Origin of the sequence: Streptomyces lateritius (assembly GCF_014649715.1) — a bacterium.
GTDB lineage: Bacteria > Actinomycetota > Actinomycetes > Streptomycetales > Streptomycetaceae > Streptomyces > Streptomyces lateritius.
This window is the reverse complement of record NZ_BMTO01000034.1, coordinates 1-13283: the sequence shown is the minus strand read 5'-3', so window position 1 is coordinate 13283 and position 13283 is coordinate 1. Positions and strand designations below refer to the sequence as shown.

The window sequence follows — 13283 nt, the reverse complement described above, 5'->3', positions numbered from 1 at the left end:
CGCCTCTCCCACGGCCGCACCTCGTTCGTCATCGCCCACCGCCTCTCCACCATCCGCGACGCCGACGTCATCCTCGTCATGGAGAACGGCAGAATCGTCGAACAGGGAACGCACGAGGAGCTGTTGGCGGCCGAGGGTGCGTACGCGCGGCTGTACGCCGCCCAGTTCGCGCAGGCGGTCGCCGAAGTCGACTGACCGGCAGGTGACCCGTGCCGCGTGATGTACGGCATGGGTCACACAGCCGAGAGTTCCTGGGTGCCGTCGGTCACCCTCCGCGTGGGTGCCGAGGGCGTGGACGTGGCGGCGCTGCTGCTCGGCACGGACGGCCGGGTCCGGGGGGACGCGGACATGGTCTTCGACGGGCAGCCGGTCCATCCGTCCGGGGTCGGTCCGGCATGACTCGGCGGCGCTGGTCCTCGAGTTGAACGAGGTGGAGGCCGCGGTCGAGCGGATCGTGATCGCCGGCTCGGCGGACGGCGGCACCCTGACGACGGTCGCCCCGGACGGGGCGCCCGTCGCCTCGTACACGGTGACGGGCACACCGGACGCGACGGCCGTGGCCTTCGCGGAGTTCTTCCGGGACTCGGGCGGCTGGAAGTTCGGCCCGCTGGGAAAGGCGTACGGCTCCGGGCTCCAGAGTTACGGAGTCGACGGTCGCACCGGCGGACGTCTGCCCGACATGGACCTGCTCCTCAACGAGACCGGGTCGCTGCAGCAGACCATCCCGGTCCCGCGGGGACCGCAGCTGCTGTGCCTCCGCTCCGAGGGCTCGTGGACGTTCACGGTCAAGGAGCTTGGCTAGTCGAGATAGCCGCGCAGCTGGTCCGCGTAGGCGTGGTCCCGCAGTTTGTTGAGGGTCTTGGACTCGATCTGGCGGATGCGTTCGCGTGTCACGCCGAAGAGGCGCCCTATCTCCTCCAGGGTTCGGGGCCTGCCGTCGTCGAGGCCGTAGCGGAGCTGGACCACCTTGCGTTCGCGCTCGCCGAGGGTGGAGAGGACGGCCTCCAGGTGCTCGCGCAGCAGCAGGAACGCCGCTGACTCCACGGGACTGGCGGCGTCGCCGTCCTCGATGAGGTCACCGAGGGCGACCTCGTCCTCCTCGCCCACGGGGGCGTGCAGGGAGACCGGTTCCTGGGCGAGGCGCAGTACCTCGCTGACCCGCTCGGGCACCAGGTCGAGCTGTGCGGCGACCTCTTCGGGGGTGGGTTCGTAGCCGCGCTCCTGGAGCATCCGGCGCTGGACCCGGATCACCCGGTTGATCAGTTCGACGACATGGACCGGCACGCGGATGGTCCGGGCCTGGTCGGCGAGGGCCCGGGACATCGCCTGGCGGATCCACCAGGTCGCGTAGGTCGAGAACTTGTAGCCGCGCGCGTAGTCGAACTTCTCCACGGCCCTGATCAGGCCCAGGTTGCCTTCCTGGACGAGGTCGAGCATCGTCAGGCCGCGCCCGACGTACCGCTTGGCGACGGAGACGACCAGGCGCAGATTGGCCTCGATGAGGCGGCGCTTGGCCATGCGGCCCATGACGACGATCCGGTCGAGGTCGAGCGCCAGCTGGGAGTCCAGGTCGGTGGCGGAGGCGAGTCGTTCCTCGGCGAAGAGCCCCGCCTCGACACGGCGGGCGAGCTCCACCTCCTCGGCGGCGGTGAGCAGCGGGATGCGGCCTATCTCCCGCAGGTACTGGCGGAAGAGGTCTGAGGAGGGTCCGCTGCCCCCGGGATCGGCACGCCGTGGGACGGGCTCCGGTTCCGGCTCCTCGTCCACGAACTCGCGCCCTTCCACGGGCTCGGCCGGCTCGGGGCTCTCGACGGCCTCTCCCGGTTCGCCGGGAGGACGCGCCTCCGGGTGGTGGGCGGCCGGGCGCTGCCCGGGCACGACGTCCGTCGGGGACAGGGTCTGGGTCTGCACGGGGGCGACCTCCAGGGTGATCGCTGCCGGTGCTCCGGGGGCTCAGGCACCGCTCCCCAGTGTGGGGTACGACACATCGCCGCCACGAGGGGCGTGCGGTGACTTTTTGAGTTCGGCGGGTCACCGAACGTCAGAGCGCTCCCTGCCGTTCAGAGCGCCGCGGCCCCGTTGTTCCGGAGCGACTGGCCGTACTGGGTGAGGACCCACAGTTCGTTCTGCACGGCGGCGACCCGCTCGGGGTCTCCGTTGCCGCCGAGGCGGGCCAGGGTTCCCTGGACGTCGCGGATGCGGCGGTCGACGGCGCGCAGGCGGACGGTGACGAGCTGGTCGCCCGCGTACGCCTCGTCGACCGTCTTGGCGAAGATCGTCTCCACGGCGAGCTCGGTGACGAGGGCGCGCACGGTGTCGTTGGGCGCGGCCTCGCGGACCGCGTCCAGGTAGTCCGGGGGCGCGCCGGTCGCGCCGCCCGCGTCCTGGATGCACTGGCGGACGGCGGCGTAGGGCGGGGCGGTGAACTCGTCGATGCCGTACGCGTCGAAGGCCGGGGAGACCAGTTCGGGGCGCTGGAGGGCGAGCTTGAGCAGCTCGCGCTCGGTGCGGTGGGCGGGGCTGCGCAGGTTGAGCGCGGGGCCGGCGGGGCCGGCGGGTGCCTGGACGGGCGCGGCCGTCTGCCGGTTCTGGCCGGGGGCGGGCGCGGGGCCGCGGCCGCCGCGGTCGCGGGACCAGCGGGCGATCTGGGCGACGCGCTTGACGACGAACTGGGTGTCGAGGATGCCGAGCATGCCCGCGAGCTGCACGGCGACCTCGTGCTGCGAGGCGACGTTCTTGATCCGGGCGACGATCGGCGCGGCCTCGTCGAGGGCGGCGGCCCGGCCGGCCGGGGTCTCCAGGTCGTAGCGCTTCACGATCTGGCGCAGCGCGAACTCGAAGAGCGGCGTGCGCGGTTCGACCAGTTCGGCCACGGCCTGGTCGCCCTTGGCGAGCCGCAGTTCGCAGGGGTCCATGCCGTCGGGGGCGATGGCGATGTATGTCTCGGCGGCGAACTTCTGGTCGTCCTCGAAGGCGCGCAGAGCGGCCTTCTGGCCGGCGGAGTCGCCGTCGAAGGTGAAGATCACCCGGGCCGACCCGTTGTCCATCAGGAGCCTGCGGAGGATCTTGATGTGGTCGCCGCCGAAGGCGGTGCCGCAGGTGGCGATGGCGGTGGTGACGCCGGCGAGGTGGCAGGCCATGACGTCGGTGTAGCCCTCGACGACCACCGCCCGGCTGACCTTGGCGATGTCCTTCTTCGCCAGGTCGATGCCGTACAGCACCTGGGACTTCTTGTAGATCGGTGTCTCGGGCGTGTTGAGGTACTTGGGGCCGTTGTCGTCGTCGCGGAGCTTGCGGGCACCGAAGCCGACGACCTCGCCGCCGACGTCCCGGATCGGCCACATGAGCCGGCCGCGGAAGCGGTCGATGGGGCCCCGGCGGCCGTCCTGGGAGAGTCCGGAGAGGATCAGCTCCTTGTCGGAGAAGCCCTTGCCGCGCAGGAAGCGGGTGAGGTGGTCCCAGCCGGCCGGGGAGTAGCCGACGCCGAAGTGCTCGGCGGCGGCCTGGTCGAAGCCGCGCTCGGCGAGGAACTTCCGGCCGATCTCGGCCTCGGGGCTGCCGAGTTGTTCGATGTAGTACCGGGCGGCGGCCTGGTGGGCCTCGACGAGGCGGATGCGCTCGCCGCGCTGGTGGCCGGGGTTGTAGCCGCCCTCTTCGTACCGCAGGGTGATGCCCGCCTTGGCGGCGAGGCGTTCGACCGTCTCCGAGAAGGAGAGGTGGTCGATCTTCATCACGAAGGCGATGGTGTCCCCGCCCTCCTGGCAGCCGAAGCAGTGGAAGAGGCCCTTGCTGGGGCTGACCTGGAAGGAGGGGGACTTCTCGTCGTGGAAGGGGCACAGGCCCTTCAGGTTGCCGCCGCCGGCGTTGCGGAGCTGGAGGTACTCGGACACGACGGCGTCGATCGGGACCGCGTCCCGTACCGCCTTCACGTCGTCATCGTTGATCCTGCCTGCCACGCGTGAAGTCTACGGCGGCGGCGGGGTGATCAGATCAGGTTCTCCAGGGGTACGGAGGGGTCCGCGAGGGCCTCCGGGTCCACCTGGGCACCGGATCGGATGAGCCGCTGGATGGGCTCTGTGACGTCCCACACATTCACGTTCATCCCGGCGAGGATCCTGCGGTCCTTCAGCCAGAAGGCGATGAACGCGCGTTTGCCGACGTCGCCGCGGGCGACCACCTGGTCGTACGAGCCGGGGGGCGCCCAGCCGGAGTACTCCATGCCTAGGTCGTACTGGTCGGAGAAGAAGTACGGGACGCGGTCGTAGGAGACGGACCGGCCGAGCATGGCGCGGGCGGCGGCCGGGCCGCCGTTGAGGGCGTTGGCCCAGTGCTCGACGCGCAGCCGGGTGTGCAGGAGCGGGTGGTGGGCGGCGGCGATGTCGCCGGCCGCGAAGATCTCCGGGTCCGAGGTGCGCAGCGACTCGTCGACCGCGACGCCGCCGCCGTGGGCGCGGTCGACGAGGTTGAGCCCCGCGGCCTCGGCGAGGGCGGTGCGCGGGGCGGCGCCTACGGCGGCGAGGACGGCGTGGGCGGGGTGTTCCTCGCCGTCGTCGGTGCGGACGGCGAGGACCATGCCGTCCTGGCCGATGATCTCGGTGAGCCGGGCGCCGAAGTGGAAGCGGACCCCGTGTTCGGCGTGCAGGTCGGCGAAGAGCTGGCCGAGTTCGGGGCCGAGGACGTGGTGGAGCGGGGTGGGCTCGGACTCGACGACGGTGACCTCGGCGCCGTAGCCGCGCGCCGCGGCGGCGACCTCCAGGCCGATCCAGCCGCCTCCGGCGATCACCAGGTGGCCGTTGTCGCGGCCGAGTGAGGCGAGGACGTGGCGCAGCCGGTCGGCGTGGGCGAGCCGCCGCAGGTGGTGGACGCCGGCGAGGTCGGTGCCGGGGATGTCGAGGCGGCGCGGCTCGGAGCCGGTGGCGAGGAGGAGCCGGTCGTACCGGATCGTGGTGCCGTCGCCGAGGCGTACGGTGCGGGCCTCGCGGTCGACGGCGGTGACGGGCTGCCCGAGGTGCAGCTCGATGTCGTTCCGCGCGTACCAGGCGGGCTCGTGGACGAAGACGGTGTCGCGCTCCTCCTTGCCCGTGAGGTAGCCCTTGGACAGGGGTGGGCGTTCGTAGGGGTGGTCGCGCTCGTCACCGATGAGGATCACTCGGCCGTTGAACCCCTCGGCACGGAGCGTCTCCGCCGCCTTGGCCCCGGCCAGGCCCCCGCCGACGATGACGAAGGTCTGATCTGCGTCGACCACTTGATGCCTCCTCGTTGCGACCGCTTCCAAGCTACGCCTCCGGGCGTTCGGCGAGCCGTACCGCCTCGGGCCCTCAGCCGAGCGTCCCGCACGGAGTGTGATGGCGAAAGGGGGCGGCCCCGACCTGGGGAGAGCCCACAGGGGCTCTCCGGCGGATCGGGGCCGGACAGCCCCCTACGGGCGGCGGGGGCACAGGCGGGTGTGGAGGGTGCGGGCGGAGGAGTCGGTGAGGGAGGCGATCTGGTCGACGATGACCCGCTTGCGGGAGCGGTCGTCGCCGGCCGCGTCGAACAGCGCGCGGAACTGGGGGTCGAGCCCTTCGGGGGCGCGGGTGGTGAGCGCCTCGGCGAGTTCGGCCAGGACGACGCGCTGGTCGGCGCGGAGGGCCTCCTGTTCGGCGCGCTGCATGACGTACCGGTCGGCGACGGCCTTGAGGACGGCGCATTCGTTGCGGGTCTCGCGGGGGACGACCAGTTCGGCGCCGTAGCGGGTGAGGCGGCCCGATCCGTAGGCCTGGCGGGTGGCGCCCTCGGCGGCGAGGCAGAAGCGGCCGATCAGCTGGCTGGTGGCGTCCTTGAGGCGGGCCTGGGCGACGGCCGATCCGTCGTAGCCGTGCGGCCACCACTCCTGGCCGACCAGGCGGTCGAGTGCGTCGGCCAGCTCCTGCGGGTCGGTGTCCCGGGGTACGTACCGTCCGACGGCGACCGTCCAGATGTCGGCGCGCTCGGGCTCGGAGAAAAGCATGTTCGGGTCGATGTGTCCGGCGTGCAGGCCGTCCTCGAAGTCGTGGACGGAGTACGCCACGTCGTCGGACCAGTCCATCACCTGGGCCTCGAAGCACTTGCGGTGGGCGGGGGCGCCCTGCCGGACCCAGTCGAAGACGGGGAGGTCGTCCTCGTACACGCCGAACTTGGGCGAGTCGGGGTCCTCGGGGTGGCCGCCGCGCGGCCAGGGGTACTTGGTGGCGGCGTCGAGGGCGGCGCGGGTGAGGTTGAGGCCCACGCTGACGGGGTCGCCGGTGGCGGGGTCGGAGATGAACCGCTTGGGCTCGATCCGGGCGAGGAGCCGCAGCGACTGGGCGTTGCCCTCGAAGCCGCCGCAGTCCTTGGCGAAGTCGTTGAGCGCCTGTTCGCCGTTGTGTCCGAAGGGCGGGTGCCCCATGTCGTGGGCGAGGCAGGCGGCCTCGACCAGGTCGGGGTCGCAGCCGAGCGCGGCGCCCAGTTCGCGGCCGACCTGGGCGCACTCCAGGGAGTGGGTCAGCCGGGTGCGGGGGCTGGCGTCCCAGGCGTAGCTGCGGGTTCCGGGGGTGACGACCTGGGTCTTCCCGGCGAGTCTGCGCAGGGCGCTGGAGTGCAGCACGCGCGCGCGATCGCGCTGGAAGGCGGTCCGTCCCGGCCGTTTGTCGGGCTCGGTGGCCCAGCGCTCGGTCGCGGTGTCGTCGTAGCCCAGGGTGTCCGTGATGCCTTCCATGCACCGAAGGTAACCGGCCGGACCGACGGCTACGCCCTCAGGCGGAGGCGAGTTCCCGGGGGTGGGCCGTGTGCGGGGCGGTGCGGGACCGGTCGTAGCGGTGGAGGATCAGGCGGGCCATGGCGGGGTGGGCGCCGAGGGGGGCCGCGGCGATCCAGGGGGCGTGGGCGGCGGTGCGGCTCGCGAAGAGGCCCGGGGCGGTGAAGCAGGAGGCGACGGCGATCCGGTGGCGGCCGCGGGCGGCGAGGGCGCGCAGGGCCTCCGGGACGGTGGGCGTGGCGGCGGAGGCGTACGCGGCGACGACGGGGACCCCGCCGAGCCGTTCGCCGAGGAGCGCGGCGGTGCGGCGGATGTCGGCGGTGGACTCGGAGTCACGGGAGCCGGCGGCGGCGAGGACGACGGCGGCCGAGCGGGACGCGCTGTCCGCGGGGGTCCAGCCGGCCTCGGCGAGCCGGTCGGCCAGTGCCTCGACGAGCAGCGGGTGCGGGCCGAGGGGGGCGGCGATCCGGGTACGGAGGGCGGGTGCGGCGGCAGCGGCGGCGGGCAGGTCGTGCTTGACGTGGTAGCCGCGGCCGAAGAGGAGGGGGACGAGCACGGCGTCCCGGCCGCCCTCCCGGGTGAGGCCGGCGAGGGTGTCGTCGAGGAGCGGGGCGTTCAGCTCGATGTGCGCGAGGCGGACGTCGAGGCCGGGGCGGAGCTCGCGGACCCGGTCGAGGAGCAGGGCGAGGGTGGCCCGCGCCCGGGGGTCGCGGCTGCCGTGACCGACGGCTATGAGGGTCGGAGGGCGCGTGGACGGCCTCATGGACGGGCTCATGGCCTCGCTCACGGACGGACTGATCGCCGTGCTCCGGGACCGGTTCGGGATCGGGCTCAGGGACGGGCTCACTGGCGTGCTCATGGGCGGCCTGCGCGTTCTGTCGCGGTGGAGGAGGGTCAGCTGGTTGCCGAGCTGCGCCGTGATCCGGCCGAGCAACCCGGCGGTGCTGTCGAACGTGCTGTCCGGCTCCGTCATGGAACGATCCTGACGGCCGCTCGTTGCCTCCCCGTTGCGTGCGGGTCACGAGTTTTTTCCGCGGGCTCACCACCCCTCCCGCCCGGCTGTCAGGCGCCCGTGTCCAGCCAGACCCGCAGCGGACCGGTCTCCTCGAAACCGAGGGCCCGTGCGGGGAGCAGGTCGTCGCCGGACTCGTAGCCGACGACGGGGCGGGTCGTGTCCGCCAGGCTCAGGCAGCCGGCCCACGCCTCGGCCGGGTCGGTGCCGTCGGCCGCGAAGAGGTTGGACACGCCGGTCACCCGGCCGCCGGCGCGCTCGCTCAGTACGGCTCCTCCGACGATCCGGCCCTCGTCCGCCTCGTCCTCGTGGCTCTCGTAGCCCGCGACGATCGTCGTCGTCGGGTCGGCGAGCAGCTCGGCGCGGAACAGGGCGGCCTCGTCCGCGTCGCCGCCGCTCCAGGCGCTCGCCCAGGCCGCGAGGTCCGCGGCGGTGCGGACGGCCCGCCACCGCGCCCCTCGCGGCGACCGGGCCGCAGTTCCGGCCGGCCGGTGGATCCAGCGGGCCTCGAACAGGAGCTGGAACCCCTCGGGTGCCAGGTCCAGGCGGGCGAAGCTGTCCTTGACGGAGGCGCCGGGGGCGCTGCGGTCGATGCCGTCGAGCACGTCCCGTACCGAGGCGTCCTCGGTGAGCGTGACCGCGTCCGGGTAGTACAGCGGGGTCCGGACGGGGTTGGTCCAGGCACGCGGGCCGAAGGCGCCGGGCCTGCCGTGGGCGCGGCACATGGCGTCGCACCAGTGGGCGTTGTCCAGGGCGGCTTCTGTGATCATGCGCGGATCGTACGGGGGCAGCCGCGTCCCCCACCCCTCCTTTTTAAATCTTCCGTACACCGGAATATATTTTCCACTATGAGTGTGCACCCGTCCCTCCCCCGGCGCCTCGTCGCCGAACTCGTCGGCACCGCCGCCCTGCTCGCCGTCGTCATCGGATCCGGCATCCGGGCCGGCGACCTCAGCCAGGACGTCGGTGTCCGCCTGCTGGCCAACTCCCTCGCCTCGGCCATCGGACTCGGTCTGCTCATCGCCCTCTTCGGCCCCCTCTCCGGAGGCCATCTCAACCCGGTCGTGACCCTCGCCGACTGGTGGTCCCGACGGGGCGAGGAAGGCGCGCCGGGGGTCCGCGAGGTCGCCCTCTACCTCGCCGCGCAGCTGACCGGCGCCGTCGCCGGCGCCCTGCTCGCCGAGGCCATGTTCGGGCGGGCGCCGGGCACCTGGTCGACCCAGGTGCGCTCGGACACCCATCTCCTGCTCGGCGAGACCGTGGCCACCGCCGGGCTCGTCCTGCTCATCCGGGGCCTGCGGCACATCGGCCGCGCCTCGTTCGCGCCCGTCGCCGTGGCCGGATACATCGCGGCGGCGATCTGGTTCACCTCCTCGGGTTCCTTCGCCAATCCGGCGGCCACCGTCGGCCGCGCCTTCTCCGACTCCTTCACCGGAATCGCCCCGGGCTCCCTGCCCGGTTTCATCGGGGCGCAGCTCCTCGGCGCCCTGTTCGGCGTCGCCCTCGCCACGGTTCTGTACGGCGCGGGCGAACCGACCGGGCCCGTTCTGCGTCGAACGAGGTGACGGGGCAGGCAAGATCCACGGAGGTTCGTCCATGCGGCGCGCACGGGTTCACATGCGGGTTCGCACACCCGCCCGGCTGAAACCGGCGGGACGGGTCCCGTTGCTCCCCCGCACCACCCGCGCCCGCCGCCGGACCGTCCGGGCCCTCATGCTCGGCGCGGTCCTCGCGCTCTCCCCGGCCACCTGGACGCACGCCGTCGCCGACGGCCGGCTGCGCACCACCGCCGACGTCCCCGCCCAGGACGTCGCCGTCGTCTTCGGCGCCGGCCTGTGGAACGGCCGCCCCACGCCGTACCTCGCGCACCGCCTCGACACCGCCGCCGAGCTCTACCGCGCCGGCAAGGTCAAGGTCGTCCTCGTCACCGGGGACAACAGCCGGGTCGAGTACGACGAGCCCGACGCCATGCGCGCCTACCTGGCCGACCGCGGGGTGCCGGACGGACGGATCGTCAGCGACTACGCGGGGTTCGACACCTGGGACTCCTGCGTCCGGGCGAAGAAGATCTTCGGCGTCGACCGGGCCGTCCTCGTCACCCAGGACTTCCACATCAAGAGGGCCGTGGCGCTGTGCGGCGCGGCCGGGATCGAGTCGTACGGCGTCGGTGTCGTCGAACCCCACGACGCCACCTTCTACTACGGCGGCACCCGGGAGCTGTTCGCCGCGGGCAAGGCCGCCCTGGACGCGGCCCTGCGGCCCGACCCGCACTTCCTCGGCGAGCGCGAGAAGGGCGTGACGGAGGCGCTCGCCTCGGCGCGGTAGGGAGGCCCGGGGGACGCCCCTCCGCCCCTGCCCGGAGGTGCCGTCCCGGCCCGTTCCGGCCCCTCACCCGTCCCGGAGTGCGCGGCGGAGCACGATGCACCGTTTTCGTAATCGGGCGCGACCCCGCCCGTAACACGCGCGTCGCACGCTCTTGTACATGTCCGAGGCTGTCACCACCCCCACGCACTGCCCCTACTGCGCCCTCCAGTGCGGTATGTCGCTGAGCCCCACGGCGGGCTCGGTCGAGGTGGTGGAACGCACCGACTTCCCCGTCAACCGGGGCGCGCTCTGCGGCAAGGGCCGCACCGCCCCGGCCGTGCTCTCCTCCCGGGTCAGGCTGACCGGGCCCCTGGTCCGCTGCCCTGACACAGGTGCCCTGAAGCCCGCCACCTGGGAGGAGGCTCTCGCCGCCGTCGCCGACGGGCTGCGCCGCACCCGCGCCGACCACGGACCCGATGCCGTGGGAGTCTTCGGCGGCGGCGGTCTCACCAACGAGAAGGCATACACGCTGGGCAAGTTCGCCCGGCTCGTCCTCGCCACCTCGCAGATCGACTACAACGGCCGCTTCTGCATGTCCTCGGCGGCGGCCGCGCACACCCGGGCCTTCGGGCTCGACCGCGGGCTCCCCTTCCCCCTGGAGGACATCCCGCGCACCGGCTGCGTGATCCTGGTCGGCTCCAACCTGGCCGAGACCATGCCGCCCGCGCTGCGCTACCTCACCGAACTGAAGGAGAACGGTGGAAAGCTGATCGTCGTCGATCCGCGCCGCACCCGGACCGCCGAGCACGCCGATCTCCATCTCGCCCCCCGCCCCGGCACCGACCTCGCGCTCGCCCTCGGTCTTCTCCACCTCGTCGTCGCCGAGGGCCGGGTGGACGAGGACTTCGTCCGCGAGCGTACGCAGGGGTGGGAGGCGGCCCGGGCCGGGGCGATGTCCCACTGGCCGGAGCTGGTCGAGCGGATCACCGGCGTGCCGGTTCCCCTGCTCCGGGACGCGATGCGGATGTTCTGCGACGCGGAGAGCGGGATGGTGCTCACCGCGCGCGGCCCCGAGCAGCAGTCGAAGGGGACCGACACGGTCGGCGCCTGGATCAACCTCTGCCTGGCGACGGGCCGCGCCGGACGGCCGCTCTCCGGCTACGGCTGCCTCACCGGGCAGGGCAACGGCCAGGGCGGCCGGGAGCACGGCCAGAAGGCCGACCAGCTCCCCGGCTACCGCAAACTCGACGACCCCGCCGCCCGCGCGCACGTCGCCCGGGTGTGGGGTGTGGCACCCGAGTCGCTGCCGGGCCCGGGACGCAGCGCGTACGAACTCCTCGACGCCCTGGGCGGAGAGGTGAAATCCCTGCTCCTGATGGGCTCCAACCCGGTCGTGTCGGCGCCGCGCGCCGCCCACATCGAGGAGCGGCTGCGCTCGCTGGACTTCCTGGCGGTCGCGGACGTGGTCCTGTCGGAGACCGCCGAACTGGCCGATGTGGTGCTGCCCGTCACCCAGTGGGCGGAGGAGACCGGGACCACGACCAATCTTGAGGGGCGCGTGCTGCTGCGGCAGCGGGCGATCACCCCGCCGGACGGGGTCCGCAGCGACCTGGAGGTGCTGCACGCCCTCGCCGGGCTGCTCGGCTGGGAGAAGGGCTTCCCCACCGATCCGGAGGAGGTTTTCGACGAGCTGCGCCGCGCCTCCGCCGGCGGCCCCGCGGACTACTCGGGCATCAGCTACCGGCGCATCAGGGAGGAGGACGGCGTCTTCTGGCCGTGCCCCGAGCCCGCCGGGGGCGAGACGCCGCACCCGGGCACACCCCGGCTGTTCCTCGACCGCTTCGCCACCTCCGACGGGCGGGCGCGGTTCGTGCCCGTCGTGCACCGGGCCGCCGCCGAGGAGACGGACGCCGAGTACCCGATCGTGCTGACGACCGGCCGTGTGGTCGCCCAGTACCAGTCCGGCGCCCAGACCCGGCGGGTCGACGAGCTGAACGCGGCCGCGCCCGGCCCCTTCGTGGAGCTGCACCCGCGGCTCGCCTCCCGCCTCGGGGTGGCCGACGGGGAACGCGTCGCGGTGGTCTCACGGCGCGGCCGGTCGGTGGCGCCCGCCCGGGTCACGACGGCCATCCGGCCGGACACGGTCTTCATGCCGTTCCACTGGCCGGGCGAGGGACGGGCGAACACGCTCACCAACCCCGCCCTCGACCCCGTGTCGCGCATGCCGGAGTTCAAGGTGTGCGCGGTGCGCCTGGAGACCGTGGAGCAGTCTCCCTCCTGAACCAGTCGCCGCCGGCGACCGGCTCACCGAGGAGTGTGCCGGGAGCGGCGAAGTAGACCCATGCCAGGACGGAGGTCCCGTCGGCGACCCGCACCACCTCGCGCTCGGCCCGCTCGTACAGGTTGAGCGGATGGCCGGGCCCGAAGTACTCCTCCAGCGCGTCCAGTACGGAGAGCAGCTCGCCGTACGCGCCGGGCGCCGCGGTCAGGAGTTCGCCCGCGATCTCTCCCTCACCCGGTACGGCGTACGGGTAGCCGGGTCCTTCGTACAGCAGCCCGCCCGGGAGCCGGGCGGGCTCCTCCCGGACGGTGCGGCCGAGGAGGAAGCGGTCGTGGTTGTACGCGCCGGGGCGGAGCGTGCCGTAGACGAAGAACGGCCGCGTCACGAAACGGCCGTCCCGGTCTCCGTCCCGGTCCCGGTCTCCGTCTCGATCCACTTCAGGTAGGCGGCCGAGGCGCGGACGATCGCGGTGGCGACGATCTCCGGGGTCTCGTAGTCGTGGACGGCCAGCAGGTGGGCTTCCAGGGCGTCGTAGCGGCTCTGCGTCGTCTTGAAGACGACCTGCCACTCCTGGCTGGCCTCGATCGTCCGCTGCCAGTGGTAGACCGAGGTGATCGGTCCCACGATCTGCGCGCAGGCGGCGAGGCGGGCCTCGACCGCCCCGCGCGCGAGCGCCTCGGCCTTCTCGGCGCTGTCGACGGTGGTGAGGACGGTGAGTGCGGTGGGTGCGACGGTCACGTCTCCCACCGTACTCAGGCCCGCGCGAACTGGGCGGCGTGGAGCCGGGCGTAGGAGCTGTCGGCCGCGAGCAGGTCGTCGTGGGTGCCTTGTTCGACGATTCTGCCGTTCTCCATGACGAGGATGACGTCGGCGTCGCGGATGGTGGAGAGGCGGTGGGCGATGACGAACGAGGTGCGGCCGTGGGAGAGGCG

The 13283-nt window shown here is 73.0% G+C and carries 15 protein-coding genes and 1 pseudogene; 7 read left to right on the top strand and 9 right to left on the bottom strand.

Going from position 1 to position 13283, the window contains the following annotated elements:
- The 3 genes and pseudogenes from IE136_RS35000 to IE136_RS36335 all read left to right on the top strand — a co-directional run.
- Positions 1-195, top strand: a pseudogene (locus IE136_RS35000) (ABC transporter ATP-binding protein); the annotation flags it as partial.
- Between the two features lie 33 nt (positions 196-228).
- Entirely contained in the window at positions 229-399 is a 171-nt protein-coding gene (locus IE136_RS36340; RefSeq protein ID WP_158987053.1) for a hypothetical protein, read from the top strand.
- A gap of 31 nt (positions 400-430) precedes the next feature.
- Positions 431-802, top strand: coding sequence for a TerD family protein (locus tag IE136_RS36335; RefSeq protein WP_229819521.1), 372 nt, complete (start codon positions 431-433; stop codon positions 800-802).
- Here IE136_RS36335 and IE136_RS34990 read toward each other — a convergent pair.
- The 5 genes from IE136_RS34990 to IE136_RS34970 all read right to left on the bottom strand — a co-directional run bounded on the left by IE136_RS34990 (position 799) and on the right by IE136_RS34970 (position 7529).
- Positions 799-1911 (bottom strand): RNA polymerase sigma factor, encoded by a 1113-nt coding sequence (locus tag IE136_RS34990; RefSeq protein ID WP_373309218.1) that lies wholly within the window; start codon positions 1909-1911, stop codon positions 799-801. The genes IE136_RS36335 and IE136_RS34990 overlap by 4 nt on opposite strands.
- Positions 1912-2060: 149 nt before the next feature.
- Positions 2061-3956, bottom strand: coding sequence for a DNA primase (gene dnaG / locus IE136_RS34985; protein WP_158987057.1), 1896 nt, complete (start codon positions 3954-3956; stop codon positions 2061-2063).
- Between the two features lie 29 nt (positions 3957-3985).
- Complete coding sequence (locus IE136_RS34980) at positions 3986-5245, bottom strand: NAD(P)/FAD-dependent oxidoreductase (protein WP_158987058.1); 1260 nt, start codon at positions 5243-5245, stop codon at positions 3986-3988.
- A 174-nt stretch (positions 5246-5419) separates the two neighbouring features.
- A complete protein-coding gene (locus tag IE136_RS34975) occupies positions 5420-6715 on the bottom strand; it encodes a deoxyguanosinetriphosphate triphosphohydrolase (protein ID WP_158987060.1) in 1296 nt (431 codons plus the stop codon).
- 37 nt (positions 6716-6752) lie between these two features.
- Entirely contained in the window at positions 6753-7529 is a 777-nt protein-coding gene (locus tag IE136_RS34970; protein ID WP_229819518.1) for a sirohydrochlorin chelatase, read from the bottom strand.
- Here IE136_RS34970 and IE136_RS36330 point away from each other — a divergent pair.
- Positions 7516-7740, top strand: a complete 225-nt coding sequence (locus tag IE136_RS36330; RefSeq protein WP_229819525.1) for a hypothetical protein — start codon at positions 7516-7518, stop codon at positions 7738-7740. The two genes, IE136_RS34970 and IE136_RS36330, sit on opposite strands and share 14 nt — an antisense overlap.
- A gap of 76 nt (positions 7741-7816) precedes the next feature.
- Here IE136_RS36330 and IE136_RS34965 read toward each other — a convergent pair whose 3' ends face one another.
- Entirely contained in the window at positions 7817-8536 is a 720-nt protein-coding gene (locus tag IE136_RS34965) for a hypothetical protein (protein WP_158987064.1), read from the bottom strand.
- A 78-nt stretch (positions 8537-8614) separates the two neighbouring features.
- On the opposite strand from IE136_RS34965, the gene IE136_RS34960 reads away from it, so the two are divergent.
- From IE136_RS34960 to IE136_RS34950, 3 genes are all read left to right on the top strand, one after another.
- A complete protein-coding gene (locus IE136_RS34960; RefSeq protein ID WP_158987066.1) occupies positions 8615-9331 on the top strand; it encodes an aquaporin in 717 nt (238 codons plus the stop codon).
- Positions 9332-9383: 52 nt separating this feature from the next.
- The gene (locus IE136_RS34955) at positions 9384-10091 is read left to right on the top strand and encodes a SanA/YdcF family protein (RefSeq protein WP_158994245.1); all 708 of its coding nucleotides are present in this window, start codon (positions 9384-9386) and stop codon (positions 10089-10091) included.
- Between the two features lie 157 nt (positions 10092-10248).
- Positions 10249-12351: a molybdopterin oxidoreductase family protein gene (locus IE136_RS34950; RefSeq protein ID WP_158987068.1), complete on the top strand. Its 2103-nt coding sequence runs from the start codon at positions 10249-10251 to the stop codon at positions 12349-12351.
- On the opposite strand, the gene IE136_RS34945 is transcribed toward IE136_RS34950, so the two are convergent.
- The 3 genes from IE136_RS34945 to IE136_RS34935 form a co-directional block, all read right to left on the bottom strand.
- On the bottom strand, positions 12302-12736 hold the full coding sequence (locus IE136_RS34945) for a gamma-glutamylcyclotransferase family protein (RefSeq protein WP_158987070.1): 435 nt from the start codon (positions 12734-12736) through the stop codon (positions 12302-12304). The two genes, IE136_RS34950 and IE136_RS34945, sit on opposite strands and share 50 nt — an antisense overlap.
- Complete coding sequence (cutA, locus tag IE136_RS34940; protein WP_158987072.1) at positions 12733-13089, bottom strand: divalent-cation tolerance protein CutA; 357 nt, start codon at positions 13087-13089, stop codon at positions 12733-12735. Before cutA ends, IE136_RS34945 begins: the two co-directional genes overlap by 4 nt.
- A gap of 14 nt (positions 13090-13103) precedes the next feature.
- A partial coding sequence (locus tag IE136_RS34935; protein WP_189602541.1) for a hypothetical protein occupies positions 13104-13283 on the bottom strand: 180 nt, incomplete at its 5' end.

What these genes read in the sequence shown, in the direction of transcription:
- IE136_RS36340 (WP_158987053.1), top strand. Translation starts at nt 229, where the DNA reads ATGGGTCACACAGCCGAGAGTTCCTGGGTGCCGTCGGTCACCCTCCGC.
- IE136_RS36330 (WP_229819525.1), top strand. Translation starts at nt 7,516, where the DNA reads ATGGACGGGCTCATGGCCTCGCTCACGGACGGACTGATCGCCGTGCTC.
- IE136_RS34975 (WP_158987060.1), bottom strand. Translation starts at nt 6,715, where the DNA reads ATGGAAGGCATCACGGACACCCTGGGCTACGACGACACCGCGACCGAG.
- IE136_RS34955 (WP_158994245.1), top strand. Translation starts at nt 9,384, where the DNA reads ATGCGGGTTCGCACACCCGCCCGGCTGAAACCGGCGGGACGGGTCCCG.
- IE136_RS34970 (WP_229819518.1), bottom strand. Translation starts at nt 7,529, where the DNA reads ATGAGCCCGTCCATGAGGCCGTCCACGCGCCCTCCGACCCTCATAGCC.
- IE136_RS34965 (WP_158987064.1), bottom strand. Translation starts at nt 8,536, where the DNA reads ATGATCACAGAAGCCGCCCTGGACAACGCCCACTGGTGCGACGCCATG.
- IE136_RS34950 (WP_158987068.1), top strand. Translation starts at nt 10,249, where the DNA reads ATGTCCGAGGCTGTCACCACCCCCACGCACTGCCCCTACTGCGCCCTC.
- IE136_RS34960 (WP_158987066.1), top strand. Translation starts at nt 8,615, where the DNA reads ATGAGTGTGCACCCGTCCCTCCCCCGGCGCCTCGTCGCCGAACTCGTC.